This is a genomic window from Rossellomorea sp. QJM3NY_18, assembly GCF_056173145.1.
This window is the reverse complement of sequence record NZ_CM149659.1, coordinates 3,463,565-3,489,678: the sequence shown is the minus strand read 5'-3', so window position 1 is coordinate 3,489,678 and position 26,114 is coordinate 3,463,565. Positions and strand designations below refer to the sequence as shown.

At 44.1% G+C, this 26,114-nt stretch carries 33 protein-coding genes; 24 read left to right on the top strand and 9 right to left on the bottom strand.

Translation table 11 applies throughout. The features are described 5' to 3' along the window. Positions 1–148 precede the first annotated feature (148 nt). Positions 149–919 carry an alpha/beta hydrolase family protein gene (locus tag AC0VXY_RS18030; protein ID WP_475527897.1) on the top strand — a complete coding sequence of 257 codons (771 nt, stop codon included), beginning with the start codon at positions 149–151 and terminating at the stop codon, positions 917–919. 25 nt (positions 920–944) lie between these two features. Beyond that, positions 945–1,187: a DUF2584 domain-containing protein gene (locus tag AC0VXY_RS18025; RefSeq protein ID WP_079534072.1), complete on the top strand. Its 243-nt coding sequence runs from the start codon at positions 945–947 to the stop codon at positions 1,185–1,187. Positions 1,188–1,226: 39 nt separating this feature from the next. Here the strand turns inward: AC0VXY_RS18025 and AC0VXY_RS18020 are convergent, their stop codons facing one another. Next, on the bottom strand, positions 1,227–1,559 hold the full coding sequence (locus AC0VXY_RS18020) for a hypothetical protein (protein ID WP_435989539.1): 333 nt from the start codon (positions 1,557–1,559) through the stop codon (positions 1,227–1,229). Between the two features lie 105 nt (positions 1,560–1,664). Between AC0VXY_RS18020 and AC0VXY_RS18015 the strand changes: the two genes are divergently transcribed. Both AC0VXY_RS18015 and AC0VXY_RS18010 read left to right on the top strand, forming a co-directional pair. Beyond that, the gene (locus AC0VXY_RS18015; RefSeq protein WP_475526096.1) at positions 1,665–2,354 is read left to right on the top strand and encodes a copper homeostasis protein CutC; all 690 of its coding nucleotides are present in this window, start codon (positions 1,665–1,667) and stop codon (positions 2,352–2,354) included. A 71-nt stretch (positions 2,355–2,425) separates the two neighbouring features. After that, a complete protein-coding gene (locus AC0VXY_RS18010; protein WP_475526095.1) occupies positions 2,426–2,992 on the top strand; it encodes a biotin transporter BioY in 567 nt (188 codons plus the stop codon). A 44-nt stretch (positions 2,993–3,036) separates the two neighbouring features. Here the strand turns inward: AC0VXY_RS18010 and AC0VXY_RS18005 are convergent, their stop codons facing one another. Then, positions 3,037–3,408 (bottom strand): DUF2512 family protein, encoded by a 372-nt coding sequence (locus AC0VXY_RS18005; protein WP_475526094.1) that lies wholly within the window; start codon positions 3,406–3,408, stop codon positions 3,037–3,039. 587 nt (positions 3,409–3,995) lie between these two features. Here AC0VXY_RS18005 and AC0VXY_RS18000 point away from each other — a divergent pair. The 6 genes from AC0VXY_RS18000 to AC0VXY_RS17975 all read left to right on the top strand — a co-directional run bounded on the left by AC0VXY_RS18000 (position 3,996) and on the right by AC0VXY_RS17975 (position 8,062). Further along, positions 3,996–4,124, top strand: a complete 129-nt coding sequence (locus tag AC0VXY_RS18000) for a hypothetical protein (RefSeq protein ID WP_268876385.1) — start codon at positions 3,996–3,998, stop codon at positions 4,122–4,124. Between the two features lie 12 nt (positions 4,125–4,136). Beyond that, complete coding sequence (locus AC0VXY_RS17995; protein WP_475526093.1) at positions 4,137–4,607, top strand: cytochrome c oxidase subunit II; 471 nt, start codon at positions 4,137–4,139, stop codon at positions 4,605–4,607. Between the two features lie 13 nt (positions 4,608–4,620). Beyond that, positions 4,621–6,300 carry a cbb3-type cytochrome c oxidase subunit I gene (locus AC0VXY_RS17990; protein WP_475526092.1) on the top strand — a complete coding sequence of 560 codons (1,680 nt, stop codon included), beginning with the start codon at positions 4,621–4,623 and terminating at the stop codon, positions 6,298–6,300. Positions 6,301–6,390: 90 nt separating this feature from the next. Next, positions 6,391–7,020 (top strand): SCO family protein, encoded by a 630-nt coding sequence (locus AC0VXY_RS17985; protein WP_435989545.1) that lies wholly within the window; start codon positions 6,391–6,393, stop codon positions 7,018–7,020. Positions 7,021–7,034: 14 nt separating this feature from the next. Beyond that, on the top strand, positions 7,035–7,589 hold the full coding sequence (locus tag AC0VXY_RS17980) for a hypothetical protein (protein ID WP_475526091.1): 555 nt from the start codon (positions 7,035–7,037) through the stop codon (positions 7,587–7,589). A gap of 80 nt (positions 7,590–7,669) precedes the next feature. Next, a complete protein-coding gene (locus AC0VXY_RS17975; RefSeq protein ID WP_475526090.1) occupies positions 7,670–8,062 on the top strand; it encodes a globin domain-containing protein in 393 nt (130 codons plus the stop codon). A 51-nt stretch (positions 8,063–8,113) separates the two neighbouring features. Here AC0VXY_RS17975 and ric read toward each other — a convergent pair whose 3' ends face one another. The 3 genes from ric to AC0VXY_RS17960 all read right to left on the bottom strand — a co-directional run bounded on the left by ric (position 8,114) and on the right by AC0VXY_RS17960 (position 10,844). Then, positions 8,114–8,821, bottom strand: coding sequence for an iron-sulfur cluster repair di-iron protein (gene ric / locus AC0VXY_RS17970; protein WP_475526089.1), 708 nt, complete (start codon positions 8,819–8,821; stop codon positions 8,114–8,116). 168 nt (positions 8,822–8,989) lie between these two features. Next, a complete protein-coding gene (locus tag AC0VXY_RS17965; RefSeq protein ID WP_475526088.1) occupies positions 8,990–9,685 on the bottom strand; it encodes a Crp/Fnr family transcriptional regulator in 696 nt (231 codons plus the stop codon). A gap of 43 nt (positions 9,686–9,728) precedes the next feature. Then, positions 9,729–10,844 (bottom strand): TIGR04053 family radical SAM/SPASM domain-containing protein, encoded by a 1,116-nt coding sequence (locus AC0VXY_RS17960; RefSeq protein WP_475527896.1) that lies wholly within the window; start codon positions 10,842–10,844, stop codon positions 9,729–9,731. 144 nt (positions 10,845–10,988) lie between these two features. Here AC0VXY_RS17960 and AC0VXY_RS17955 point away from each other — a divergent pair, with 144 nt between their 5' ends. Beyond that, positions 10,989–11,711, top strand: coding sequence for a YwiC-like family protein (locus AC0VXY_RS17955; protein ID WP_475526087.1), 723 nt, complete (start codon positions 10,989–10,991; stop codon positions 11,709–11,711). A gap of 45 nt (positions 11,712–11,756) precedes the next feature. Here AC0VXY_RS17955 and AC0VXY_RS17950 read toward each other — a convergent pair whose 3' ends face one another. Continuing rightward, the gene (locus AC0VXY_RS17950) at positions 11,757–12,494 is read right to left on the bottom strand and encodes an Mrp/NBP35 family ATP-binding protein (RefSeq protein ID WP_475526086.1); all 738 of its coding nucleotides are present in this window, start codon (positions 12,492–12,494) and stop codon (positions 11,757–11,759) included. A gap of 174 nt (positions 12,495–12,668) precedes the next feature. On the opposite strand from AC0VXY_RS17950, the gene AC0VXY_RS17945 reads away from it, so the two are divergent. From AC0VXY_RS17945 to AC0VXY_RS17925, 5 genes are read left to right on the top strand one after another with little or no spacing between them, the layout of a single operon-like run. Next, the gene (locus AC0VXY_RS17945; RefSeq protein WP_475526085.1) at positions 12,669–13,850 is read left to right on the top strand and encodes an MFS transporter; all 1,182 of its coding nucleotides are present in this window, start codon (positions 12,669–12,671) and stop codon (positions 13,848–13,850) included. Next, positions 13,847–15,973 carry a formate dehydrogenase subunit alpha gene (gene fdhF, locus AC0VXY_RS17940; RefSeq protein ID WP_475526084.1) on the top strand — a complete coding sequence of 709 codons (2,127 nt, stop codon included), beginning with the start codon at positions 13,847–13,849 and terminating at the stop codon, positions 15,971–15,973. Before AC0VXY_RS17945 ends, fdhF begins: the two co-directional genes overlap by 4 nt. 17 nt (positions 15,974–15,990) lie before the next feature. Continuing rightward, entirely contained in the window at positions 15,991–16,533 is a 543-nt protein-coding gene (locus AC0VXY_RS17935) for a 4Fe-4S dicluster domain-containing protein (protein ID WP_071620144.1), read from the top strand. Between the two features lie 30 nt (positions 16,534–16,563). After that, a complete protein-coding gene (locus AC0VXY_RS17930) occupies positions 16,564–17,097 on the top strand; it encodes a QcrA and Rieske domain-containing protein (RefSeq protein ID WP_435989553.1) in 534 nt (177 codons plus the stop codon). Then, positions 17,087–17,281, top strand: a complete 195-nt coding sequence (locus tag AC0VXY_RS17925) for a hypothetical protein (RefSeq protein ID WP_435989554.1) — start codon at positions 17,087–17,089, stop codon at positions 17,279–17,281. Before AC0VXY_RS17930 ends, AC0VXY_RS17925 begins: the two co-directional genes overlap by 11 nt. A gap of 108 nt (positions 17,282–17,389) precedes the next feature. On the opposite strand, the gene AC0VXY_RS17920 is transcribed toward AC0VXY_RS17925, so the two are convergent. Continuing rightward, positions 17,390–17,923, bottom strand: a complete 534-nt coding sequence (locus tag AC0VXY_RS17920) for a hypothetical protein (RefSeq protein WP_435989555.1) — start codon at positions 17,921–17,923, stop codon at positions 17,390–17,392. 130 nt (positions 17,924–18,053) lie between these two features. Between AC0VXY_RS17920 and AC0VXY_RS17915 the strand changes: the two genes are divergently transcribed. The 4 genes from AC0VXY_RS17915 to moaD are packed head-to-tail and all read left to right on the top strand — an operon-like array spanning position 18,054 to position 21,088. Further along, positions 18,054–19,064 (top strand): MoeB/ThiF family adenylyltransferase, encoded by a 1,011-nt coding sequence (locus tag AC0VXY_RS17915; RefSeq protein WP_435989556.1) that lies wholly within the window; start codon positions 18,054–18,056, stop codon positions 19,062–19,064. Positions 19,065–19,083: 19 nt separating this feature from the next. Next, complete coding sequence (locus AC0VXY_RS17910) at positions 19,084–20,385, top strand: molybdopterin molybdotransferase MoeA (protein WP_475526083.1); 1,302 nt, start codon at positions 19,084–19,086, stop codon at positions 20,383–20,385. Continuing rightward, a complete protein-coding gene (locus AC0VXY_RS17905; RefSeq protein WP_475526082.1) occupies positions 20,385–20,837 on the top strand; it encodes a molybdenum cofactor biosynthesis protein MoaE in 453 nt (150 codons plus the stop codon). The genes AC0VXY_RS17910 and AC0VXY_RS17905 overlap by 1 nt, the downstream gene beginning before the upstream one ends. Then, complete coding sequence (gene moaD, locus AC0VXY_RS17900) at positions 20,780–21,088, top strand: molybdopterin converting factor subunit 1 (RefSeq protein ID WP_475526081.1); 309 nt, start codon at positions 20,780–20,782, stop codon at positions 21,086–21,088. Before AC0VXY_RS17905 ends, moaD begins: the two co-directional genes overlap by 58 nt. A gap of 68 nt (positions 21,089–21,156) precedes the next feature. Here moaD and AC0VXY_RS17895 read toward each other — a convergent pair whose 3' ends face one another. Then, entirely contained in the window at positions 21,157–21,675 is a 519-nt protein-coding gene (locus tag AC0VXY_RS17895) for a hemerythrin domain-containing protein (RefSeq protein ID WP_475526080.1), read from the bottom strand. A gap of 209 nt (positions 21,676–21,884) precedes the next feature. Here AC0VXY_RS17895 and AC0VXY_RS17890 point away from each other — a divergent pair, with 209 nt between their 5' ends. The 4 genes from AC0VXY_RS17890 to mobB all read left to right on the top strand — a co-directional run bounded on the left by AC0VXY_RS17890 (position 21,885) and on the right by mobB (position 24,437). After that, the gene (locus tag AC0VXY_RS17890) at positions 21,885–22,385 is read left to right on the top strand and encodes a MogA/MoaB family molybdenum cofactor biosynthesis protein (RefSeq protein ID WP_475526079.1); all 501 of its coding nucleotides are present in this window, start codon (positions 21,885–21,887) and stop codon (positions 22,383–22,385) included. Then, positions 22,382–23,146, top strand: coding sequence for a molybdate ABC transporter substrate-binding protein (modA, locus tag AC0VXY_RS17885; protein WP_475526078.1), 765 nt, complete (start codon positions 22,382–22,384; stop codon positions 23,144–23,146). The genes AC0VXY_RS17890 and modA overlap by 4 nt, the downstream gene beginning before the upstream one ends. 18 nt (positions 23,147–23,164) lie before the next feature. Next, the gene (gene modB / locus AC0VXY_RS17880; RefSeq protein ID WP_475526077.1) at positions 23,165–23,833 is read left to right on the top strand and encodes a molybdate ABC transporter permease subunit; all 669 of its coding nucleotides are present in this window, start codon (positions 23,165–23,167) and stop codon (positions 23,831–23,833) included. A 106-nt stretch (positions 23,834–23,939) separates the two neighbouring features. Then, complete coding sequence (gene mobB, locus AC0VXY_RS17875) at positions 23,940–24,437, top strand: molybdopterin-guanine dinucleotide biosynthesis protein B (RefSeq protein ID WP_475526076.1); 498 nt, start codon at positions 23,940–23,942, stop codon at positions 24,435–24,437. A 50-nt stretch (positions 24,438–24,487) separates the two neighbouring features. Here the strand turns inward: mobB and AC0VXY_RS17870 are convergent, their stop codons facing one another. Further along, complete coding sequence (locus AC0VXY_RS17870) at positions 24,488–25,996, bottom strand: nitrate/nitrite transporter (RefSeq protein WP_475526075.1); 1,509 nt, start codon at positions 25,994–25,996, stop codon at positions 24,488–24,490. Between the last annotated feature and the right edge of the window lie 118 nt (positions 25,997–26,114).

Sequence of the window (26,114 nt, the reverse complement as noted above, 5' to 3'; positions counted from 1 at the left end):
CAATTGCGCCTTGTTTATTTAGTTGGCAGTAGGGTAGGATGGTCATAAAGCAACGTGAATTCAATTTGTTAAAATAGTCTATGTAGAGTATAAAAATTGTGTGAATACCCATAGCACGTTTTGAAAGGAAGAGAATATGAAGAACGGAATGATCGTGAAGAAAACGTTGTTTCCCTCTCCGAACCCACAGGTTGAATTATATGAAATCACCTATATATCCTCGGGACTGAAGGTGAAGGGCTTACTGGCTGAGCCTGTTTTAAAGGGTACATACGACGGTTTCCTCTACTTAAGAGGAGGGATCAAAGGTGTCGGCATGGTCAGGCCCGCCAGGATCGCTCAGTTCGCATCACACGGATTCATCGTGTTTGCGCCATATTACAGGGGGAACCTGGGGGGAGAAGGGAATGAGGATTTCGCCGGGGATGACCGTGAAGATGCTGTTGCAGGAGTGGAACTGTTGAAAGATCACTCCCGGGTGGCAAAGAATCGGATCCATGTATTCGGATTCTCGAGGGGCGGCGTCATGGCCCTGATGGCAGGGATCGAGTCGAGGGACGTGACGTCCATCGTCACATGGGGAGGAGTGTCTGATATGTTCTTGACGTATGATGAACGAAAGGACATGCGGAGAATGATGAAGAGGGTGATCGGGGGAAGTCCGAATAAAGTTCCCGAAAGATACGAGTGGAGGACTCCCCTATATTCACTTGAAAATCTTGAGGCACCGGTCTTGATCATTCATGGTGAAAAAGATCAGAACGTTTCAGTCGAGCATGCATATAGATTAGAAAAAAGATTGAAGGAGCTCGGGAAGCGGGTTTCGTCCCATTACTTCAAAGAGTTTACCCACTACTTTCCGCCCCGAAAGAATCAAGAAATCGTTTCCCTGCTAATATCATGGATGAAAAATCAATAATCTAATAAGGATTGAGGTCATATAGATGGGCATGGGTCTGGAATTAAATACGATGATTGTGACAAAAGGAAAAGAAGTGAGAAAAGAGGAGAATCTGTTTCAGCTTCAAAAGGACGGATACCGCCTATATCCGATGCATCTTCCCATTGATGTGAAAAAAACGAAGCACAGTGATCCGAGTGGTTTCGGGAGGATTGAAAAGATGGAGTGGAAAGATGAGAAGACGACGATCGTCTACCGGCTCATTTCCCTCAATTCCACCAATTAAAACCGGAAGGCTGTAAACAAATGCTTACAGCCTTCCGTTTTATTTGATTTCCTCATATAATAGATAGCGATTATCCTTCATTTGGGCGATAAGATAGTTCTTGTGATCTTTTACGCTATATATTGGGGTACCTTCCGCCAGCGTGTTGGCGGTGAAATTATTGACGGGATGATACTTGGTTTCAATCTTTTCTTTAATGGATCCAACCTTTTCCTGAAGGGTGAGTTTTTTCTCGGCGGAAACCTTTACGTACTCTTTGTCGTTCACGACCATCATATCCCCATACCCGCATAATTCATACGATGCAGGTTTCTTCTCCCCGCAGGCACTTAATACAAATACACATAACACTAATACGGCCAGACGCTTCATATGTCTCCTCCTTTTTATTCCGCACATACTCAAAAGATATTCAAGCTTGTACGCCAACATGTTTATTTTTTTCTAATCAATTTAATCACGTTAGGAGACGTTTCCATGAGTGAACTGGAAGTTATTGTACTGAATGAAGAAGATGCTAAGATTGCAGAGGGCTGTGGAGCAGACCGCCTTGAATTAGTATCGGCCATTCATGAGGGAGGTTTGACACCTGATTATCACGTCATTGAAAAAGTAATACATGCGGTTTCCATCCCTGTTCAAGTAATGCTGCGTCCGCATAGCAAGTCGTTTACCTATAGTGACTCTGAACTTAGCCATATAATTGAACAGGTGAAAATTTTTCATCAAATCGGAGTCCGGGGAATCGTATTTGGAGCTTTAACAATGGATGGGGAACTCGATATGTCTGCCTTGGAGCAGATCCTGGAGGCGTCACAAGGTCAATCCGTAACGTTCCATCGGGCGATAGACGTCTCGAACAGCCCATTATCCCTGTATAAAGAGTTATTTCAATCGAATGTTAGCATCGAGCGCATACTGACCTCTGGTGGGAAATCCGGGGTGCGGGAAGGGATTGGGACGGTTAAAGAGATGCAAAGGTATGAGAAACAAGGGGGACCTCTCATTATGCCGGGATCTGGCCTTACAGCAGAAAACATGCTGAATATACACAAAGAATTGCATGCAAAAGCATATCACTTTGGGTCAGGGGTTCGAAAAGACAACTGCTTTGAGTCTGGGATCGATCCCCAAAAAGTGCACGCCATTAAAGAAATCATAGACTAAATTAAGCTTCCCTAAATCCTGTACTTTGTGTTAACTTAATATTATACATAGTTTACATACATGAGGGGGATATGAAAGTGAACGGAGAGAAATTAAGGGTGATCATTCACTGTGCCATCTTTGCTGCGATTACGGGGATTTTCGCTCAAATCGAAATTCCACTGCCGCTCGTTCCAATCAGTGGACAAACATTAGCCGTCGGTATTACAGCGACGATTCTCGGGAGCAGATATGGGGCATTTGCCATGGTATGCTATGCAGCCCTGGGAGCCGTCGGTGTTCCAGTGTTTGCAGGTTTCAGTGGAGGAGCACAAGTGCTCGTAGGACCTACTGGGGGCTACATATTCGGTTTTATCGTAGCAGCATTTTTTACAGGCTTCATTCTTGAAAAGACGAAGTTTACCATTCCCATGGCGATGATTGCCAATACAACCGGAATGATCATTACGTTGATCCTGGGTACCATTCAACTGAAATTCGTGGCCGATCTTAGCTGGAGTCAGGCGATGGCAGCAGGAGTCTATCCATTTATTGTAGTCGGGCTTGTTAAAGCGTTTCTTGCAAGCTGGATTGGGATCACAGTGAGACAACGCCTGGTTCAGGCGAGATTGATCGGGAATCGGAAAATAGCGGCATAGTTACCGGGTCATAGGCCCTTCTTCAATAAGCATGCGGACGTGCTTCATACGGAATTCTGTTTCACGGATCCGAGCTCATTTCTTTTAATGTAAAAGTGAAAAAAATATTCTCCCACTGCCATCATTAAAGCCGATATAAAGGCGGAAGACGCTGCTATCCCGGCATTCAGACCTTCAAACAAGATCACAACTGAAAAGACCAGTACAAATGTCAGTGCTAAGTCAACCGCAGTGGTAAGTAGGTTATTTGTTTTATGTAAGAAAGCCATGTCTCCGATACCATAAGAAATCGCTCCATATAATACAGCGGTGAGGGCAATGCTCTCTGCAGAGAGACGAAAACCCAAGCCCATTACAATGGATAACAATGCCAGGGTCATGATGCCTTTTAAGGCAAATGCTTTTACATGGTTCATGAGAATCTCCTCCTTGGAGGGTAAGGTATACATGCATCTTTTTGTGTGTATTTCCCGTCAGACTGAAAAATAAACAATCATGAAGCGAAACTGATCCGCTTCCTTGCAATCTGGTGAAAGGGAAAATCATCGATCAAATGAAGGATTCTTAGGGAAATAGATTGAAGCGAGGCTGGGACATAACTAAGTCCATTCCCTTTAAAAACTCTTTAATGACGAACAATTAAAAATTAGTGGGTCACTCGCTATACCGCTTTTGATTTCCGTGCAAGACTTCGCTTTCCTCGGGTGGAAGGCGAGCACCTGGAGCGGAAATCAACCACTACTTACTACATCCAAAAGTAACAATTACGTATACAGTCAAATAATCAATCCGAACAATTTCGATTTTCAAAAAAGAATTTCGAATGATTGTTCGGATTTTCTTTTGACTAAACACTTATGTTAGTATGTTTTATTTGTGTCTGAAAAAGCACCAATTAAATTTCTTGCCATTTAATCCCTCAAGTTGTGATTTAGACCACTTCAAACATAATGGTCATTGAGTATGATGACAATAAGTTCAGTAATTGAAGGGGGAGAGGGAATTGGAGAAAAAGATGGATGGGAAATCGAAAGAGGTTCAATGGGGTACATGGTTCTCGGTTGGAATCGTCGGGCTTGTCATTTTTTTAACATATCTCTTACTTTTTGGTTTTTATTTTTCAAGAGTATAGGAGGTTTACACGATGAAGCTGAGTAGAGCAGAAGAAATTTGGCTGATTGCAAGTTTTGGAATGATTCTCATATTTATGCTCATTACCGGATATCAAACATTTGCTCTCGGAATGGGACCGCCGAGCCACCAGGAAACAATCGATCCACAGCAGGTGGATGAAACAGCTCCGTTTGATAAACCCGGCGTAAAGAAACTCGCTGACAATGAATACGAAGTGGTGATGACTCTTCAACTGTTTAATTTTACCCCAAGTGAAATTGAGGTTCCTGCAGGGGCTACTGTTCATTTTATCTTAACTTCGAAGGATGTCACACATGGATTTCAGGTAGCAGATACAAATATTAACGCGATGGTGATGCCGGGATATATTCAGAAAATCACTCAAACGTTTGATGAACCCGGAAGTTATCTTGTACTGTGCAATGAATATTGCGGAGCGGGTCATCAGGCAATGAGCACGACCATTAAGGTGACAGAATAAGGAGGGAAGGGCGATGGAACTGGTTAGAAAAGAGGAAATGAACGTAAATAAACATGTGAGCCTGGGGGTATCTCCACAAGATGCAAAACTCTCCAAAACGTACTTATTGGTTGCATTTATTTCTCTCCTCCTGGGAGGAGTGCTCGGGCTGTTACAAGGACTCAACCGTGCCGGCCTGCTTCAATTACCGCCATGGTTAAATTACTATCAAGTGCTGACTGCACACGGTATTCTGCTTGTCTTAGTACTGACTGCGTTCTTTACAATCGGGTATTTCTACGCAGCTTTGTCCCATACCTTAGGGGGATTGCTTCCTAAGGTCCGGAAAATGGCATGGACCGGGTTTTACATGAAGGTGGCGGGGCTTGTGATGGCGGTCATTCCGATTTTGAAAAATGACGCATCGGTCATGTATACTTTTTATCCTCCGATGGCGGCATCTCCCCTGTTCTATATTGGGCTGGTCTTTATCGTACTGGGTGTATGGATGTGCGCGTTCGGTTCATTCCTTTCAGTCGCTCACTGGAGGAAGAAGCACAAGGGTGAACATATTCCGATTCTTGCTTTCTTTGCCACAGGAGTGTTTGTCCTGCTGTTCTTTGGGAGTATTCCTGTGGCCCTGGAAGTGTTCATCATTATTCCCTGGACCTTCGGCTGGATTGATACGATCAATGTCATGCTGAGCCGGACGCTGTTCTGGGCTTTCGGGCACACATTGGTGAATATTTGGTATCTGACGGCCGTTTCGGCATGGTACGTCATCGTTCCTAAAATCATTGGCGGAAAACGATTCAGTGACACATTGACAAGAGTTGTCATTATCTTATTGGTCATAATGAACATTCCTGGAGGGTTCCATCATCAGATCGTAGACCCTGGTATCTCAGAAGAAATTAAGTATATGCATGTGTTTATGAGTCTGGCCATTTCTTTCCCTTCATTAATGACGGCTTATGCCATGTTTGCTGTCTTTGAACGGACCGGGCGGAACAAAGGAGGAAGAGGACTGTTTGGCTGGTTGAAAAAATTACCGTGGAAAGATGTAAGATTCCTTGCTCCGATGATCGCGATGATTGCGTTTATCATCGGGGGAGCGGGTGGAATTGCGCAAACAACGAATCAGCTGAATCAAGTCGTTCATAACACGATGTGGGTCGTAGGGCATTTTCATATAACAGTGGGAACTTCCGTCATCCTTACTTTCTTCGGTATCAGTTACTGGCTGGTCCCTTATGTTTCAAAACGGACCCTGACACAAGAAATGAACAGACTCGGAATTATTCAAACCATCACTTGGACAGTCGGGATGATTTTCATGGCTATTTCGATGCATTGGATCGGCTTACTTGGTTCTCCGCGCAGAACATCCTATACAACATATGGCGATCATGCAACGGCATTAAGCTGGGATCCATACTTGTTTTTCATTGCAATTGGCGGCACCTTACTGTTCATCGGTGTTCTGCTGCAGGTGTATATCGTTTTGAACCTCATGTTCTGGGCACCAAAAGGAGACACGGAATTTCCAATAGCAGACAGCGATCCCAAGGACGGAAAAACCCCTTATTGGACTGAAAAATGGGGCCGCTGGATTGTCATCATGCTACTGTTGGTCGCCATGGGGTACGTCATTCCAATCGTGGACTTCATCATGAATGCACCACCTGGTTCCCCGCCATTCAAAACATGGTGATAATCAGAAAGATAGAGCTGTCTGGCGGCGATGCTGCAGGGACGGCTCTATTTCACTTGAACTACAGGAATGAAATGAGGAGGTCGTACGATGAATAAAGTGGATCGAAATCTTCTCTCAACCATTATTGTGCTCCTATTCGGATTAGGTTTATTTTTCACTGGAACTGACGGCTTTAAAGCTTTCACTGCAGAAGAAGCCAGATTACTAAACCTGCAGGATGAAAAACCTGAAGTACCTGATCTCGTGCTGGAAGACAGCAAGGGATCCTCTTATACATGGGATGAGTTTCAAGGGAAATATGTCTTTATCACTTTCTTTTATACTGCCTGCACAACCGTTTGTCCGCAGCTGGAAACGAATATGGCAAAGGTTTATCAGCAAGTGCCGGGGGATTCTCTCGGGGAAGATATCGTGTTCCTGAGTATCAGCTTTGCTCCTGATCAGGATACACCGGCAGCTTTAACGAAATATAAAACCTATTTCGGGAGTGATGGAGAAACATGGAGAATGGCCAGAATCACTGATGAAGGAGAGTTGAATGCACTTCTTGATGCCTTCGGCGTAATTGTTATACCTGATAACAATGGAAATTTCACTCATAACTCTGCTTTCTATCTGGTAGACCGGGAGGGGAGGCTACAGGAAGTGCTGGATCATAGCGACATAAATGGAGCGGCTGATGTTGTGGATTCTTATCTCAAAATGGAAGCCGATTAAAGGGAGGGAACGTGATGAAATCTTTTTTCTACGGGAGCCTATTGTTCATCTTTCTTATTCTGCCTCCAGTAGCCGAGCTGCTTGAATCGGTTATGATTATCCACATGCATATGCAAATGCCGCTCTTGATCATTGCAGGCATGCTGATGGCACCATTATTTCAAAAAAACTCTTTCTTGAGGAGATGGAATGAAAATGGCCAGCCGGGAATTCTTCTTTTTATGTTGATCTTTTCATATTGGCTACTGCCGAGAACAATGGATGAGGCGCTTTCTTCAATGTGGATGGAAGGATTTAAGTTTATCAGTTTACCATTTTTGGCCGGTGTTCCTCTCAGGGACAGCTGGACGAAAGTAACCAATGGAACGAAGAGGGTTGTCCTAATCGCTATGACCCTTTTATCCGCCCTCATGGGATGGATCTATATATTTTCTCCCAATCAGCTATGTAACAACTATCTGATTGTGGAACAGGTTACACTCGGCTGGGGGTTCTGGACGATGGGGCTTTGTATCAGTATTTATATCGTGTATGACATGTTCAGTGAAAAATGGGAAGACTCTTATTAGAGCCTGTGATTATCGTCACAAATGGCAAGGTTTCTCTCTGATATAGTGGAGAAAGAGATACGAAGCAAGGAGGGGTACAATTGAAATTTCAATCTTTATACGATGAAATCGGTCCTGACCGGATACAGGCACTGGTGGAGGCATTTTATCCCAAGGTCTACAGAGATTCAAATCTGAGGCCGCTGTTTGAAGGTGAGATGTCGGAAATCATGAGAAAACAATACATGTTTCTAACCCAATTTCTCGGGGGTCCGCCATTATACAGTGAAGAATTCGGTCCACCCGCGATGAAAGCAAGGCATCTCCCTTTTGAAATCACTCCAGAGAGGGCAAGGTGCTGGCTGCATTGCATGAAAGAAGCATTCGAAGAAACTGGTTTGAACGACCTTCCCGAGGGAGAGGTATTCTATACAAGGCTTACCCAAGTGGCCGCAATCATGATCAACTCAGAAGAAGATACCTTTCATTCATGAAAAGAGAAAATACCCCGTTTCTTGGAGAAACGGGGTATTATTTATTCCAGATTACATCGTCTGTACAGCACGAGGGAAAAGAATATTATTTTCCAAGTGGATATGCTCGAATAAATCGGATTCCAGTTCTTCCAGACGCTGATATATAAGGCGGTAGGTCCCGCATGCACCTGGAGGAGGAGTGAAATCATAAGTGACCTTTCGTATTTCTTTTATGATATCTCCTGCATGTTGATGCTCGTCTTCCAAAGCAGAAAGAATGGTCGATAATTTCTCCTTGTTTTCAGGCTTTGGATCCTCTTCGAATGCAATAAGGGCCGGGAAGTCTTCCGTTTCTTCTTTGATTGTATGCTGCTCAAGTTCAACCTTCAACTGGTTAAACAGTTTATGAATCTGTGCTAAATGGGGGTGCTGTGCTCCGTGAACGCGAAGTACCTTGGTCACATATGGAGTCAGTTTAGGCAGTTCTTCATTTAAGTAACGGTGATGTTTGCCGACGATATATTGAATCAACTCCGTGAGTGAAGCCTGTTCCCAGTTGATGGTGGATTCGTTCAATCTCTTGGCTTCCTCGTACAGTGCATTTAACTCGGTGAGGACTTCTTCTGACGAAAGGTTCCTTTCTTCGATCGCTTCAATTAAAGGGCGATTTCCTCCACAGCAAAAGTCGATTCGATTCGCCTTGAAAAAGTCGCTTGCTTTCGGAAATTCTGTGACGATATTCCCTATTATGGATGACTCTGTGAATATTTGTGTCATTTTAATCCCTCCATATTTGTCGTTTTACTTGTTTAACTGTCTTTATCGTATCAACAACTGAACGAGACTTTCGTGATACATATCACAGATTAGAATGAAATTCATCACGGGTTAACTGAATTTTTGACAGTCATTCTCTTCAGAAAAGAGCACTCGTCCTGTCCGTGATCAATGAATGATTTCCTCTTTCAGTTTGTCGGGGTCGATCACATAGAACCCTTCTGCATCAAGCTCAATGAGATCTTTTTTCCTTAGCTGGTTAAGAGTTCTACTGACTGTTTCACGCGAGGTGCCGATCATGTTGGCGAGTTCTCTGTTCGTAAAATGGGTAGTGATTTTATACAGGTTTTCAACCTTCACACCATTGGACTTTGATAGACGCAGGAGAAGCATAATGACCTGTTCATACGTATTGTGGAGAATTTTCTCTTCCAGGCGGCTTTGAAGATCGACAATTTTACCCCCTAGAACCCGGAATAACTTAATGCAAAGCTCAGGGTGTTGAATCAGGATTTTCTCGAAATCTTTAATGGGGGTGACGATGAGCTGCGCTTTTTTTATGACCTCGGCGTTTGCAGGAAATGTCCCTTGCCTGAAAAAACCGGCGTGAGGGAACATTTCACCGTCCTCAAGTACCGATACAATCTGTTCTTTTCCAGTGGCATCGGTTTTATAAATTTTCACGATGCCGGAGTGGATGAAGAAGACACGGTCGAGAGGTTCTTCCTGCATGAAAATAATCGAACGGGCATTGTATATTCTTGAAGATGAGATTGATATGATTGGCTGCAGTTCATCGTCGGATAACTCCTTGAATAGTGGAACGGTTTGCAGATGCTTTTTAATATCTTCTTTATTTAACATGAAGGGCTCCTTTCTGCGTTTGGACTATTAACATTATCACCATCTAAACACTCTTTTTCCTCATGCTCTTCGGTATATACACGCATGCTGGTTCGCTTTCCATGTAATCGCCTGTCAGGGCATAGGCTCTTGAGCGGGAACCTCCGCACACGTAGCGGAATTCGCATTGTCCGCATTTCCCTTTATATTTATCAGGATTTCTCAGGTCTTTAAAAATAGGTGAGTGCCTGTAAATTTCGGATAGCGGCTGCTGCCTTACATTCCCGGCTTTGATGGGGAGAAGTCCGCTGGGATAGACGTCCCCGATATGGGAGATGAAGACAAATCCATTCCCGTCATTTATTCCTCTCGGTGCCCGTCCCAGACCATCAAATTGACCAGTTTTGCCTGAATGTAAAGCATCCTGATATTGAATCTTTTTTTGTTCATCTTTATTTTGTCTCATTTTTTCTGAGATGACCACACGTCGGTAATGCTGCGCGGCAGTGGTTTTTATATCGAAAGGCACCCGGAGGCTTAATTGATTCAGCCAGCGGAATACTTTTTCGTGCTCCACGGGTGAAATCATGTCTGCTTCTTTACCTCTCCCGATCGGCACAAGGAAGAAGACACTCCACAACACGCAATTTAACTCCTCTACCAATTCGGCCATTTCTTCAAGCATGTCGACATTATAGCGGGAGATGACGGTGTTGATTTGAAGAGGAAGTTCAAGTTCGTGGATGTAGTTGATCGCGTTCATGGTCAAGTCGAATGAACCGGATGTTCCTCTGAAATGGTCATGTACTTCTGCTGTCGGACCGTCCAGACTGAACGCCCAGCGAGCAAGACCTACTTCTTTCGCTTTCTCAATGGACTCCTTGGTGACGTTGGGTGTTGCGCTTGGTGTCATGGAGACACGCACTCCTTTTTGAATCGCATAGGAAGCAATATCATATACGTCAGGCCGCATGAGCGGATCTCCGCCTGTGAACACAAGCATCGGGTTGTTCATTTCATAGATGTCATCTATCAGTTTTTTTCCTTCTTCAAAATCCAATTCAAGCGGATGCCGTTTGTACTGCGCTTCTGCCCGGCAGTGAAGGCAGTGAAGCTCACACGCTCTAGTTAATTCCCAAATGACGATAAATGGGTTTTCGTCGAAATTCATATCAAACATCATATTTCCTCCCGTCTTGCAATGATTGAAAGATTTATATGTTTAATGATATAGAAGGATGGGGGAGTAGTAAGTGAATTACATCACACACTCTCTTTTCTCTAAGGAGTATGATTAAGGCATCATCTATAGGAAAGCAGGTGTATGATTGTGAAAATGGTCCTTCCCAAACAACATGGTGCCTGGGCGATGCTATTGATTCCTTACGTACTGGGAATCTCGGCAAGCACCTTTCACCTTATTCACATCCCTTTGTTTATTGGCTGGTTCTTTTTGTATCTTGCCACTTATCCTTTGATCATGGTCGTGAAGGGGAAGAAGGTGTCCTTCTATATTAAATGGGCATTGGGTTATTTAGCCGCGTCATTCTTTTTTTTAGCAATCGTTTTGGTTTATGACTGGCAAATGGTCTTCTTCGGCTTAGCCATGATTCCTTTCTTTCTAATAAACATCTACTTTGTAAAGAAAAAAAATGAGCGGGCACTTGCGAATGATCTATTCGCCATTTGTGTATTTTGTATTGGAGGGCTTGCAAGTTTTTACGTGAGTACAGGCAGTCTGACTGTTGAAGGATGGAATATTGCCCTGTTGTCATTCTTGTATTTTGCAGGCAGTACATTTTTTATTAAATCAATGATAAGAGAAAAGAAAAACACAAGATTCAAATGGTGGTCATGGGGTTATCATGCATTTGTTATTTTTCTGCTATTTCTTTGGAAGGAATCCTGGCTGTGGGTGGTACCATACGTTCCAAGCTTGATTCGGGCGGTTTTCCTTCACGGTAAAAAACTGACAATCATGCAGCTGGGAATCATAGAAATCGTAAACTCCGCCTTTTTCCTTCTACTTACAACCGTCTTGCTATAAATCCCGTCCCTCGCTTCAGATTTAAAGAAGCAGGGGACGGGATTTTTATTTGAATTTCTGGTCTATGGCCTCTGCCAGCTGGCTGTAGTGGTGAAATAAGCTGGTATCTTCGCCGTAGATGGATGGAGTTTCAGACGTTTCGATTGGTTCTTCGATTGGGAGTTTCGCCAAAACGTCTGTATCTAATCGCTCCGCTAACAGATCCCCTCCGCCTTTTCCGAACAAGAAGTATTTTTCACTGCTTTCTTTGGGCTGAAAGTACGACATGTTTTCAATGATGCCTAAAATATCGTGCTCCGCTTTCAGTGCCATTGTTCCAGCTCTTTCAGCTACAATCGATGCTGTTTGATGAGGGGTGGTAACAATGATTTCTTTACTTTGCGGGATGTTCAGGTGCATATCGAGGGCGATGTCCCCGGTTCCGGGAGGCATATCGAGAATGCAGTAATCCAGCTCTCCCCACATCACATCCTTACTGAAATGCTCGACCATTTTCCCTAACATCGGTCCGCGCCAGACGACAGGGTCGTTGTTTTTTATAAGAAAACCCATCGACATGATTTTTACTCCGTGAGATTCGACAGGAATGATTTTCCCGTTAAATGTTTTGGGACGGCTGTCCACATTCATCATTTTCGGGATGCTGAACCCGTAAATGTCCAAATCAATCAAAGCGACGCTTTTTCCTTGTCTTGCGAGAGATACGGCGAGATTCGTTGAAACCGTCGATTTTCCTACTCCGCCTTTTCCACTTGTTATAGCTATTACATTACCTGATAGCATGTTCACACCTCTTTCACAAATTTTAGGTAAATTTCCATCGTGTGACGTACTTCACAGTCTGAAAAGTAGTCTTTCTGTACAATGATTACAAGTTGAAAATGAATCAACGTAATCAATGTACCAAATATGCAACTGCGTTGATGTTAAAAAAGTCACATGGAGGTTGGGCATGAGATGAGAAAGCCGCTCGAACGCTCGTTTTATTCAAAAACCAGTCAAAAATCATTTTTCATTATCCTGTTTTTGATTTTCACATCCTGGATCGGGACCGGACAGTTTTTACATTTTGATATGGCCTTAATGGGGTATTTTATTTCTTCGTTAATATTTGCCATCGGGTTGACGATACGGATGTCTTCATGGCTCATCCGGCCGGCAACCCATCAGGTCATCAAACGGAGTTTCTCGAATTTGAAAACCAGTTCAAGGAAAAAACGTAATTTAATATCAATCGGTAAAACAGCATTTGAAAATATCTTTTTACAGAAATTCATTTTTAAAAGAGAGATTTACCGGGGTGTACAGCATTTCCTTATTGCATGGGGGTGTATTGGATCCTTTGCGATTACATTCGGTCTGACGTTCGGCTGGATGCACTTCGAACTTGTCGATCCCGAAACCTATACCATCGTGGTCATGGGAGTAGAGACGATTTCAATGGCCGCCCATGGATTATTCGCAGAAATGGTGTATAACGGATTGAACATCACCGCCACGATGGTACTGATCGGTGTAACCATGGCACTTGTCAGAAGAATCGCCAGTCAGGACGTGAAAGTGACACAGCGCGCGGAATTTGATTTATTTCCTTTATATTTACTCCTTGCGGTAACGGGGACAGGACTTTTACTTACCGTTTCATATGCACTGTTAGATGGCTGGATGCACCACTACATGACATTGATCCATCAGGTTACAGTGGTCGTCTTACTCGTTTACTTCCCATTCGGCAAACTGTTCCACCTGCCGATCCGACCGCTGACAACAGCAGTACCGTTGAATTATCAGGAACAGATAAAAGTGGATACGAGACCATGTCTCAGATGCGGAACCACCTATAGCAACGATGATCAAATCACTGATGTGAAAGATATTCTGGCTGTTCAAAACTTTGATCTCCAGCTTGAAGACGGGAGTTATCTTTCTGACTACTGCCTGCCATGCCGCCGGAGGATCAGGGTGATGAAACAATTGAATGCAAAGCCCCATCTAAAGAGCAGGGATCCGATTTCAACCCTGAATGGGATTCAAATGGGCGGATTCAGTAAGAAGAGAACAGACGATTATTATCAATTCCCTGAAGAGGTTCAAAAAGAAATCGATCAGTACAAGGAAAAAGGAGGCAGTGAAAAATGAGTCAGTATATCGTAAAAGAAGGAGTAAAGAACCTTCACAAACCAGGCGAAGAGCTTATTACGACGCACTGCTGCTATTGTGGCATGCAGTGCGGGATGCATATTCGTGTAAATAAGAAGTCGGGCAAGGTAGTGGGTGTTGAACCCCGCTATGATTGGCCAGTTACAAAAGGAAAAATGTGCCCAAAAGGTGTAACGGCCTATCAGACAATCGAACATGAAGAGCGTATCCTGACGCCGCTGATCAAGAAAAACGGAGAATTCGTGAAGGCAAGCTGGGACGAAGCACTCGACTTGATTGAAAAGAACTTCAAACGTCTGCAAGCTGAAAGCGGGAAGGATGCCTTGTCTGTATTCGGTGGCGTCTCGATGACTAACGAAAAATGCTATTTGGTCGGTAAATACGCGCGAGTCGGACTGGGCACAAGATTCATTGATTATAACGGCCGATTCTGTATGAGTTCCGCTGCAGGAGGATTTCTGAAGACGCTTGGAACTGACAGAGGATCGACGCTCCCATGGCCGGAACTTGAACATACCGATTGTTTCTTTATCGCTGGTTCCAATACCGCGGAATGCCATCCTACAAGCATTCAATGGATATGGAAAGCGAAAGACAAGGGGGCGAAACTGATAGTGGCTGATCCGAGGGAAACGCCGACAGCCCGCGTGGCAGATGTACACTTGGATTTGAAACCCGGTACAGATTCAGCCCTTGCGAACGGAATGCTCCATCTCCTAATAAAAAACAAGTACGTCGATCATGAATACGTTAAAAAGAGATGCAATAACTTTGAAGAACTAAAGAAAGCAGTTGAGAAATTCACACCGGAGCATACGGCCAGCATTACTGGCGTGTCGGTTCAAAAAATCTTGAAAGCTGCACATATTTTCGGATTATCTCCTCGTTCAGTCGTCATGTTTGCCAGAGGGGTGGAACAACAGTCAAAAGGGGTGGATAATGTTTCCCTCTATACATCAATGGCGCTTCTCCGAGGACAAATTGGAAAGTTTGCCTCAGGTGTAGCCACTTTCACCGGGCAGGGAAACGGTCAGGGAGGAAGGGAGCATGGTCAAAAAGCCGATCTGTTGCCGGGATACCGCAAATTGACGGATCCCGAAGCTGTGAAATATATATCCAAGGTATGGGGGATCAAACCCGAGGAAATGCCGAAACCTGGTGTATCTGCTTATGAAATGTTTGATGAAATCCAAAAAGGCACCATTCGCGCTATGCATGTCGTTTGCAGTAACCCTGCCGTTTCCGCCCCGAATCTGGAACACATCTGGAACGGCTTCAGAAAACTGGATTTCCTTGTGGTGAGTGACTTCTTCCTATCTGAAACCGCACAGTTTGCGGATGTGGTCCTGCCTGCTGCCACATGGGCGGAAGATGAAGGGACGACCACGAACCTTGAAGGCCGTGTCATCAGGATCCGTAAAGTGCGAGAGCCTTTAGGTGAATCAAAACCGGACTGGGAAATCCTCAGTCTCATTGCCAAACGAATGGGCAAAGGAAAGCATTTCAATTACAAAAATGCAGGAGAAATCTTCGACGAATTCCGCTTGGCATCAAAAGGCGGAAAAGCCGATTATTACGGTATCACCTGGGACCGTATCGATAAAGAAAGCGGAGTCTTCTGGCCTTGTCCTTCTGAAGACCATCCGGGTACCCCGACAATGTTTACTGAGAAGTTTGGAACGCCTGATGGGAAGGCGAATCTGCCAAGCGTTGCATGGAAAGAAGCCGGAGAAATTCCCACTAAGGAATACCCATTATTTTTAACAACCGGCCGTGTGGTGTTCCACTACTTGTCCGGGGCACAAACGAGAAGGGTCAAATTCCTGATGGAGCAATGTCCTGAACCATATGCAGAAATGCACCCGGCACTTGCAAGTAAATACGGTTTAGAAGATGGGGATTTGGTGAAATTGATCACACCCCGCTCACATATGATTGTAAAGACCAAATTAACCAAGGCGACGCGAAGGGATACAGTATTTGTCCCGTATCACTGGGGGAAGGAATTAGCGGTCAATCAGCTGACGAATCCATGTTTAGATCCCATTTCAAGAATGCCTGAATTTAAAGTGTGTGCCTTGAAGCTTGAGAAACAACATTAAGAAAGGAGTCGGGATGAATGAATAAAATCATGTATCTGGAATTTGAAAGGTGCATTGGCTGCCGTGCCTGCCAAGCGGCTTGCCGCGAGTGCGGTGATCATGATGCAAAAGAAAGAAACTATGTGGAATATGTAGATTTCATGGAAAGCCGCCAGACGTATCCAATGCTCTGTATGCAATGTAAGGATCCCGCTTGTGCGCGTGTCTGCCCGGCCAATGCCATCCAAATAACAGAAGAAGGGGTCGTTCTTTCAGCAATGGAAGAAAAATGTATCGGCTGCCGCAATTGTACTTTTGGATGTCCATTCGGAATACCGAAGTTTGATTTTGAAGAAAACAAAATGTACAAATGCGATATGTGCTACGATCGCTCAAAACATGATATTGCCCCAATGTGTGCGTCTGTGTGTCCGAGTGACGCGATTCGCTTTATCGATTTTGATGAAATGCAGCAGCTTCGCAGAAAACGCTCTCAAATGAACCTCGTAGAAGGTAAGAAACCACAGGAAGGAAACAAGTGGGATTACGTTCCGGAATTCTTCGGAGTATATACAGATTAAGTCAAGATAAGGCGAAAGGAGACGTCACCTATGCCTCAAGATCATAAAAACAAACGCAACAGTAAAGATACCAAGGATGAAATGATTCATCTAATCGATAACCTGAACCGTGATGATGACCTGAAATACAATCGCCGGGCTTTCCTGAAGTCTGCAGTGGGGGCATCGATTACGCTGGGGTTAGCGACTCTTCCGTTTTCAGTGATTGCCCTGAATAGAGAAGAAGATGACACGAACCGGAAGATGATTACACGATTAAAAGATCTGCCAAAAGACAGTTCAATGAATTTTAACTATCCGACTGATGATGAGCCTGCAATCCTGGTTCATACCAAAGAAGGAAAACTGAAAGCATACAATAATAAATGCACACATCTTCAGTGCCCGGTATTTTATGAAAAAGAAGAATCTGTCCTGCTCTGTCCTTGTCACCGGGGGTTTTTCAGTGTAGATAACGGCCAGCCTTTAGCGGGGCCGCCTCAGCGTGAACTGCCTCTGATCGAACTGGAAGTAAAAGATGGAGTGGTGTTTGCAGTCGGAAGGAAAGTCCGCCATGGTGAATAAGAAATATTGGATCATCATATTTCTGACATTAGCTGTAAACGTCGTGATGCTTCAGTGGACAATCGAGTCGTTTTATGGCGAAGAGTATGAGCATGTATGGTTGTATACAGCAATCGGGACTACTTCCTCACTCGTCTGTTTCCTCACGTATTGGCAATGGAGGAAACAAGAGTACCGGAAGTAAACTCTGCAAGAATAAACGGTGATACATTCAGAGGGAAAAAAGTGGATGGTAAAACAAAAAAGAGCATTCCGAAAGTGAATCTTTCGGAATGCTCTTTTGTTTAGTGGATCACCATTCATTTGTAGCCTCTACCTTCAAATTCTCGCCTTTATACGTTCTTTCACCAAACAGAGTAATGACGGTGCATTCCAATATGTTTGAAGAGACATCCGCACTATAGTTTACAAACATTCCGGCGGCAAGCTCTTTGCCTGCTTCATCCAGCACTCTTACTTTTTTACCTTCCAGGGTACGGAACTTCGCTTCCTGAAGAAAGGAGACCCATTGATCCCAGTTGGTCAAGATATAAGCCCCGGTCCCTTCAGATAGGTAACCCAATAGACTTCCGGAGTCATCACACTGAGCCTCGAGTTCTTTAATGAGTTCAACAAGCAGACGATGAACAGTCTTGTATTCTTCCAGATTCAATTGTGGAGAGAAGCTGATTTCTACCGTTCGATCGATGAAATCGGCCTCTGCCTCTACTTGTATTTTACTGTTTTTATAAATATAGTTTCCCCCGCGTTTTTTAAAACCTTGCTTCATTAATGCCTCTTCTATCGAGCGATCTGCAAAAATCGAATGCAGTTTAACTGATAACATGATGAATTTCCCCTCCTGTGAACTTTGTCACTTACTATCGTATCGTTACCATTTATTATAGTAGATAAAGAAAAGGAGCACTGTGATATTTATTACGCTAGAAGGCTTTTTTTAAAAAGGGGGGTATGCAATGAATGCTCGTTATTCAAGACAGGAGTTGTTTCGGGCAATTGGTGAAAAAGGCCAGAAGCAATTAACCAAGAAACATGTGCTTGTCATAGGTGCAGGCGCGTTGGGGTCAACGGGCTCTGAGGCGTTGGTAAGGAGCGGGATAGGAAAACTGACGATTGTGGATCATGACTATGTGGAGTGGAGCAATTTGCAGAGGCAGCAGTTGTATACAGAAAAAGATGTAACAGCACAGATGCCTAAGTCCATTGCTGCCAAGAACAGACTAACTGAGATAAATAGCTCAGTCACAATTAACGGCCGCGTAATGGAGGCAACGGCGGAATCCCTTCTCCCGTACCTTCACGATGTGGATTTAATGATAGATGCAACAGATAACTTTGATACACGAATGATGATCAACGATCTTTCACAGAAATATAACATTCCCTGGATTTTCGGATCATGTGGGGGAAGTACGGGGATGAGTTATACGGTCATCCCTGGAAAAACCGCATGTATGAGTTGTTTACTGGACCGACTGCCGATGGGGGGCACCACATGCGATGCAGCTGGCATCATCTCCCCGGCTGTCGGAATGGTTGCCGCTTATCAAGTCACAGAAGCGTTAAAGCTCCTGGTGAATGATGTAGAAGCCCTGAGGGGGGGATTGATTACATTTGACTTGTGGAATAATCAGCAATACAGCATGAAAACGGAAAAAGCGAAGAAGTCTGACTGTCCATCCTGCGGTGAACATCCTACCTATCCATACTTACAATATGAAAACCAAATAAAGTCGATGGTATTGTGCGGTAGAGATACAGTGCTGATTCGGTCGCCTCAAGAGCGGAATCTAGTTGAACTTCAGAAAACGATATACTCTTTGGGAGAAACGAAACTCAACCCTTACTTGCTATCTCTTCAATATGAAGGATACCGGTTTGTATTTTTCAAAGAGGGAAGAACCTTGGTTCATGGCACAAACTCAATAGAAGAAGCGAAGAAAGTGTATTATAAGATTATCGGTTAAGAACGGAGGATTTACAGGCATGGTAGAGAAACGAACGCCCATTAAAGTAACGGATGCTGTACAGCGGGTAATGAAGCGGTCACCGGCGGGAACGGTGGAAAAGGTGAAGATCGAGCAGGTTTATGGACGATTTTTAGGGGAGGATTTAACGGCAAGTCACGATGTCCCACACTTTGACAAGTCTCCTTACGATGGTTTTGCGTTAAAGGCAATCGATACGAAGACAGCTTCAAGAGAAACACCGGTCACACTGGAAGTCATCGCAGAGATAGGAGCTGGAAGTGTACATAAAGGAGTCGTACAGCGGGGGGAAGCGGTTCGAATCATGACCGGGGCCCAAATACCTGCCGGGTGTGATAGCGTGGTCATGCTCGAGCTTGCGGAATCTTTCAGCCTGGAGGGAAAAAACTTCGTCAGGATCAACCGCGTTTATAATGAAGGAGATAATATTTCACGCAGAGGCGAAGATACTCAAAAGGGAACGGTGCTTGCTGAAAAAGGAACGTATATCAACCCGGGGATCGCAGCTCTCCTTGCCACGTTCGGATACAAGGAAGTACCTGTCAGCGTGAAACCGAAAGTCGGGGTGCTGGCAACCGGGAGTGAGTTATTGGAAGTCCGGGATGATTTAGAACCTGGTAAAATCCGAAACAGTAACACCTATATGATTCTTTCCCAAATTGAAAGGGCAGGAGGAGAAGCGGTTTATTTCGGTCAATTCGCTGATGACTTCGAGGTCTGCTACCAGCAGATCCTGTCCGCTCTTCAACAGGTGGATATGCTGATTACGACAGGGGGCGTGTCAGTCGGTGATTATGATTATCTTCCTGAGATTTATGAAAAGATGGAAGCGGTCGTGCTCTTTAATAAAATCGGCATGCGGCCTGGCAGCGTGACGACGGTCGCTGAGAAAGACGGAAAGCTTTTGTTCGGGTTATCGGGTAACCCTTCAGCTTGTTATGTTGGATTTGAGCTTCTCACAAGACCTGTCATCAGAACGTTCCTTCATAGCCCAGCTCCATTTCTTCAATTAGTGACAGGCGTCCTGGGCAGGGATTTCAAAAAGCCTAATCCATTTACCCGTTTCGTCCGGGGAAGTATCAGATTTGAAAATGGAAGAATTATGGCATTCCCATCCGGCCTTGATAAATCAAGCGCTGTCGCTTCCTTGGCTGACACGAATGCACTGATTGTCTTACCTGGGGGAACGAGGGGATATGAAGAAGGCATGACTGTCCAGATCCTCCTCCTGGAAAATCAAGAAGGCCAATCAGGGATGTCAATCGAAAGTAAAATAGATTCCGTTGAAGGAGTGAAGTGATGGAGTTATTTGAAGTGAAATCAGAACCGCTTTCGATAGAAGAAGTCACAAGTAAAGTCGAACGCAGAGATGCCGGCGCCATCACTACTTTTATCGGTACAGTACGAGAGTGGACCAAAGGCAAACGAACTCTGTACCTGGAATACCAGGCTTATGAACCGATGGCAGCCAAGATGCTTGCGCAAATAGGAAAAGAAGCAGAAGAAAAGTGGCCGGGAACGAAAATGGCGATTTCCCACCGGATCGGCAGATTGGAAATTTCCGATATTGCGGTGATCATCGCTGTCTCCTCGCCTCATCGTAAAGCTGCCTATGAAGCGAATGAGTATGCCATCGAACGAATTAAAGATATTGTTCCAATTTGGAAAAAAGAACATTGGGAATCCGGGGAAGAATGGATCGGAAACCAAAAGGAAACCGTACCGTATCCATCAGGACGGCCTCATCTTTAAGAAGGGGAGTGAATGCAATGATCAAGATTCTAGTATTTGCTGGATTACGTGAAGAAACAGGGAAGAGTGAAATAGAGATAGAAGCTGACAATCTATCTATTTCAGGTCTTAAACAACAGCTGCTGGAAACATATAACTCACTTAATCTCAACGGTGCAATGATCGCCGTTAACGAGGAGTATGCAACAGACGATACAATGGTTAAAAGCGGCGATGTCGTGGCGTTTATTCCTCCGGTAAGCGGAGGGTGAAAAGAAGGTGTATCCGATGAAGAAGGATACACCTTCTTCTCTTGATCAATGCAATGCAACAGCCAAGACTATTGAGACACCTCTCTGAAAGCCTCTAATAATCTCTCTTTTTCAACCTCGGATAATAGGTTTTGAGCCATCGGAAACAATACCTTTTCTTCCTTCATAAAATGCGAAGTTAGTACATGATACGCTTCAATGACCAGCTTGCATGTCTCATGTACGAATTCCCGATGGCCGCTCATCACTTCCGTTTCCTTGAGGAAAGCTGAGATTAATTCCTTCGCTTGATCATGCTCCATTTCCATCACGACAAGTGGACCGTTGCTGCGTCCAATGTAAGTTGCCATTAATTCAAATAAGTGACCTTCTTCCTTTTGGGAATGGGATTCGAGTGCTGTCATAAAGGCTTGGACTTTACTGCGTAGTTCTGTCAGTTTTTCCATGCGTATCTCGGTGGCACTTTCTTTCGTGATGCAGCCGGCTTTCTCAAATAAATCCAACTTTTGTTCATTTAACTGTATATGTTCATTTCGTAAAATCTGTAAGGCTTCGCATAGTTCTTCAGGCTGATGATTCGTAGACATGTGATGGCATCCAAGCATTTGTTTTCTCCTCCTTCAAGTGGTTAAAGCTTACTCTAAGCTTACAAAATAAGGAGGGGGAAGGATGTGATGCGCCTCACTTTTTTAAAGAACATTCCGTGAAAAATCGATAGGCTTTCCCGTGATGTTTTTCACAATTGAAAACGAATCATCATGATACAATAAAGAAAAATCGTAAAAGGAGAATCGACATGAAGTCAGCAGCAGAGAAAAAGATAAATGTCATGATCATTACGGTAAGTGATACCCGTACCGAGGAAACAGATAAGAGCGGCGACTGTATGATACAACTGCTGGAACAGTCAAGTCATCATATTGTGCAGCGGGAAATCGTAAAAGACGAGGAGCTGTTGATCGGGGAAGCGATAAAGCGCGGGTTGTCAAACGATGAAGTGGAGGTCATTTTATTGAACGGGGGAACCGGAATTTCAAAGAGAGATGTGACGATCGAAGTGGTTCGCTCATTTCTTCAGAAGGAATTACCGGGGTTTGGAGAAATCTTCAGGGCTCTTAGCTATTTTGAAGATATCGGATCTCCGGCCATTCTTTCCCGTGCCATCGCAGGAGTGGTGGATGAGAAAGCGATCTTTTCCGTTCCAGGTTCCACCGGTGCCGTAAAGCTTGCAATGGAAAAGCTGATCCTGCCAGAAATAAGCCATATTCTTACGGAGTTACATAAACATAAATCATGAAGAAGAAAATCTTACAATCTCTCTTTTGGGTCATCCTGTTTGCCGGTGCGTCAGGATGCCAGTCAGACAAGAAAGAAGAGACGGTTATTACGATAGGTGCGGCAGCGAGTCTGAAAAGCAGTCTGCTGGAATTGCAGCAGGAGTTTGAAAGAGAGCATGAAGAAGTCAAACTATCCTTTCATTTCGGGTCCACCGGTGCGATTCGAAAACAAGTAGAACAGGGTGCCCCGATCAATGTCTTCCTGGCTGCTTCTAAGGACGATTATGAATCCCTTTATAGGGAGGGACTGGTTGAAAAAGGTGATAGATTAGTAGGGAATAGAGTAGTCGCTGTGACGAACAAACCTGAAGAGATTCAGTCACTTAAGGATGTCTGGAAGTCGGAGGAAAAAGTAGTCATCGGAAATCCTGCATCAGTACCTGTGGGAAGATATGCGAAAGAACTATTGGAACAGAGCGGGCAATGGAAGGAAGCTGAATCGCGTTTTATTTATGGAAAGGATGCGAGACACGTGCTCATGCTTATGAATCAAGGGGCGGCATCTGTTGGATTAATCTATCACAGTGACGTTGAGTTCGAAGAGAATCTACGCATTATTGATTTTTTTGAGGAGTATCCGCAAAAAGATACAGGCTACTACGGGGCAAGGGTGAAACGAAGTAAGCATCAAGAGGAATCAAATGAATTTCTCGACTTTTTAGAGAGCAAGGAAGCGATGCAGATATTTAAGAAAGAAGGATTTATCCATATCGGAGAATAAGAGGAGCAGGTGTTTTAAGTGAACGGTGATTTTTTCTTTCCCATACAATTGTCTATACTGGTTGCTTGCATGGCATCAGCCGTTTCATTAATACTTGCTGTTTTGGCTGCCTATCGAACTGTCATTACAGATGGCAGGGGCAGCAGTGTTTTGGAGACCGTTTATCTTTTGCCGCTTGTCCTTCCTCCTTCTGTACTTGGTTTTTTGTTACTATTTGTATTCGGTATGAATAGCCCAGTGGGGCGGACGGTCGAACTGCTTTTAGGACAAACCATCCTTTTTTCTAAGTCGGCAGCAGTCATAGCGGCTGTGATTGTGTCGTTTCCGCTTATGTATCAGTCTGTGAAAACAGGTTTTGCAGAAGTGAATCGTGACATTGTCGGGGCTTCAAAAGTAGATGGCGCGTCCAATTGGAAAGCCTTTTATCACGTCGTTCTCCCGCTGGCCAAGAGATCGATCGTCATGGGGGTCATTCTCGGCTTTACAAGAGCTTTGGGGGAGTTCGGGGCGACCCTGATGTTTGCAGGGAATATCCCTGGAAAAACGCAGACGATCTCGACGGCCATTTATGTTGCCCTCGAATCAGGGGAAAGTCATTTAGCCTGGAAGTATGCGGGAGTAAGCATCGGTTTATCTTTTCTATTATTGTTTCTGATGAAAGGGCTTGAAGGACGTAAGGATGGGTAGGTCAAAAAAGCCCAAAGTGAACAACTAGGGGTTTTAAAATATCAGGACTCTCTTAAGAAGTCACCGCTTTTTCCGCCGAAAATGATTTTGAAAGGAGCTGACGCGAATGAAAGTGATTCAAGTTGTCGGATTTAAAAACAGCGGAAAGACTACTGTATCTTCGAATGTGATCACCTATGCGGCCAGGAAAGGAATAAAGACCGGTTCGGTAAAGCATCATAGCCACGGTGCCCCGGATGTTGTGCCGGGGACGGATAGTGACCGTCATCTAAAAGCCGGAGCCACTCTTGCCGGAGTGGAAGGGGGCGGTATTTTCAACGTATCTCTCCAACTGGAAGACTATGATTTCGATGATATTCTTCGAATCTATGAATTAATTAAGATTGACGTGCTGGTGGTTGAAGGATACAAAGAAAAACTTTATCCCAAAATTGTATGTATAGGAAATCAAAAAGACTTTTCCCTTCTTGACTCTCTGGAAAATGTTCAAGCGGTCTTTTTACATTCTCATCTTTCCTTGCCGCCGGACTATCATCTTCCCACTTTCACTGCAAAAAGGCAGGATGCCTTCGAACTATGGATCGATTCGTTCATCAACCCTTGATCATGTAAAGAGAAGCTGTTTCCTGTTGAGAGGAAACAGCTTCAATGAAGCTAGTTGATTTTTCTTTTGCTTTCAGAAATATCGCTGAACTGTCCGACATAATATTTTACATTGCCGGCATCATTACAAACCTCTGAAATAGTCAGCCATTGTAAATAGACTTCTCCATTTTTTCGTTTATTCCAGATTTCACCTTGCCAATATCCCTGATCTTTTAATTCATTCCACAGGGCTGAGTAAAAATGCTGATCATGCCGGCCGGATTGAAGAATGCTTGGTTTTTGTCCAACGGCTTCTTCTTTTTCATAGCCGGTTACTTTAGTGAACGCCTGATTTACCCGTTCAATGACACCCTTTTCGTTTGTGATCATCATTCCCTGGGCGGTGTTCTCGAGTACTTTATTTTCCAACTTTAATTTTTCACGGAACGTCATCATTAATACGATGACAAAACTGAGAAGGGCGAATTGGGATAATGCCATGAAGCCGATGGCATAGTGCCCCGTTAAACTGAAGACGGTTGTTAATACTAAGGGAGGAAAGAATCCTCCCAGGCCTCCCATGGCAGCCACAAGACCATTTACGATACCCGCCTGTTTCGTGAAATAGAGCGGGACAAGTTTGAAGATCGTTCCGTTCCCGATCCCGGCACAGGCCGCGACGGTTAAAACACCAGTGGTATATACCTCAATCGTAGGGGAGAAAGATAATAATACACCTGAAAATGTTAATCCTCCGAAGACAAACAGCAGGATGATGTATGGATTGAATTTATCAGACATCCATCCGCCGATCGGGCGCATAAATGTTGATAAAGCGATGAAACCTGCCGTCCGTAACCCAGCGTCAACCGGTGTTAAATTAAATTCATTAACCAAGAAGTTTGGCAAATAAATGGTGAATGCGACAAAAGATCCAAATGTGATGAAGTAAAATAGACATAATGCCCATAACGTTGAATTTCGGTATACTTCTTTTACCTGTTTAACGATGGAAACATTCACTTTCTTTTCTTTGCGGTCACCAAATACAAAGTTTAAAACGGCGAATGCTAACAGTAAGACAAGATAGAAGCGGACCGTTGTCACCCATCCAAATGAGCTGGCGAGGACAGGGGCGGAAAATGCGGTTACCGCAGTACCGATATTGCCCGATCCATATATTCCGTTGATGAATCCATGCTTGCTAGAAGGATAATATTTAGGGAGAGAGGTTACACCTATTGAAAAAGTGGCTCCTCCTATACCAATCAAAAGACCTCCAATGACTAAATCCGTGAGTGAGTCAGCTTGACTGATGTAGAATACAGGGAATAATAATGCGATAAAGCTTATCGTGAAGATTAATCTGGCACCGAATCGATTTGTGTAATATCCAATCGGGATACGAAGCACACTTCCCAAAATGACGGGGATTGCTGTCACTAAGGCAACTTCTCCGTCCGTTAAATTAATATCCTGACGAATATTCGGCATAAGTGAAGAAATGAGTACCCATACCATAAACCCGGCGATGAGACTTGATGTTTGAAGAGGCAGCTGGATTTTTGTACTCTTCATTGGATGATTCCCCTTTCAATCCTAAAAAAATGAAAATCTATATCCATATCCTAACAACGGTATACATATAAGGTTGTGAAGTTTATCACACGAGCAAAAAAAACTTCACAGGAGAAAC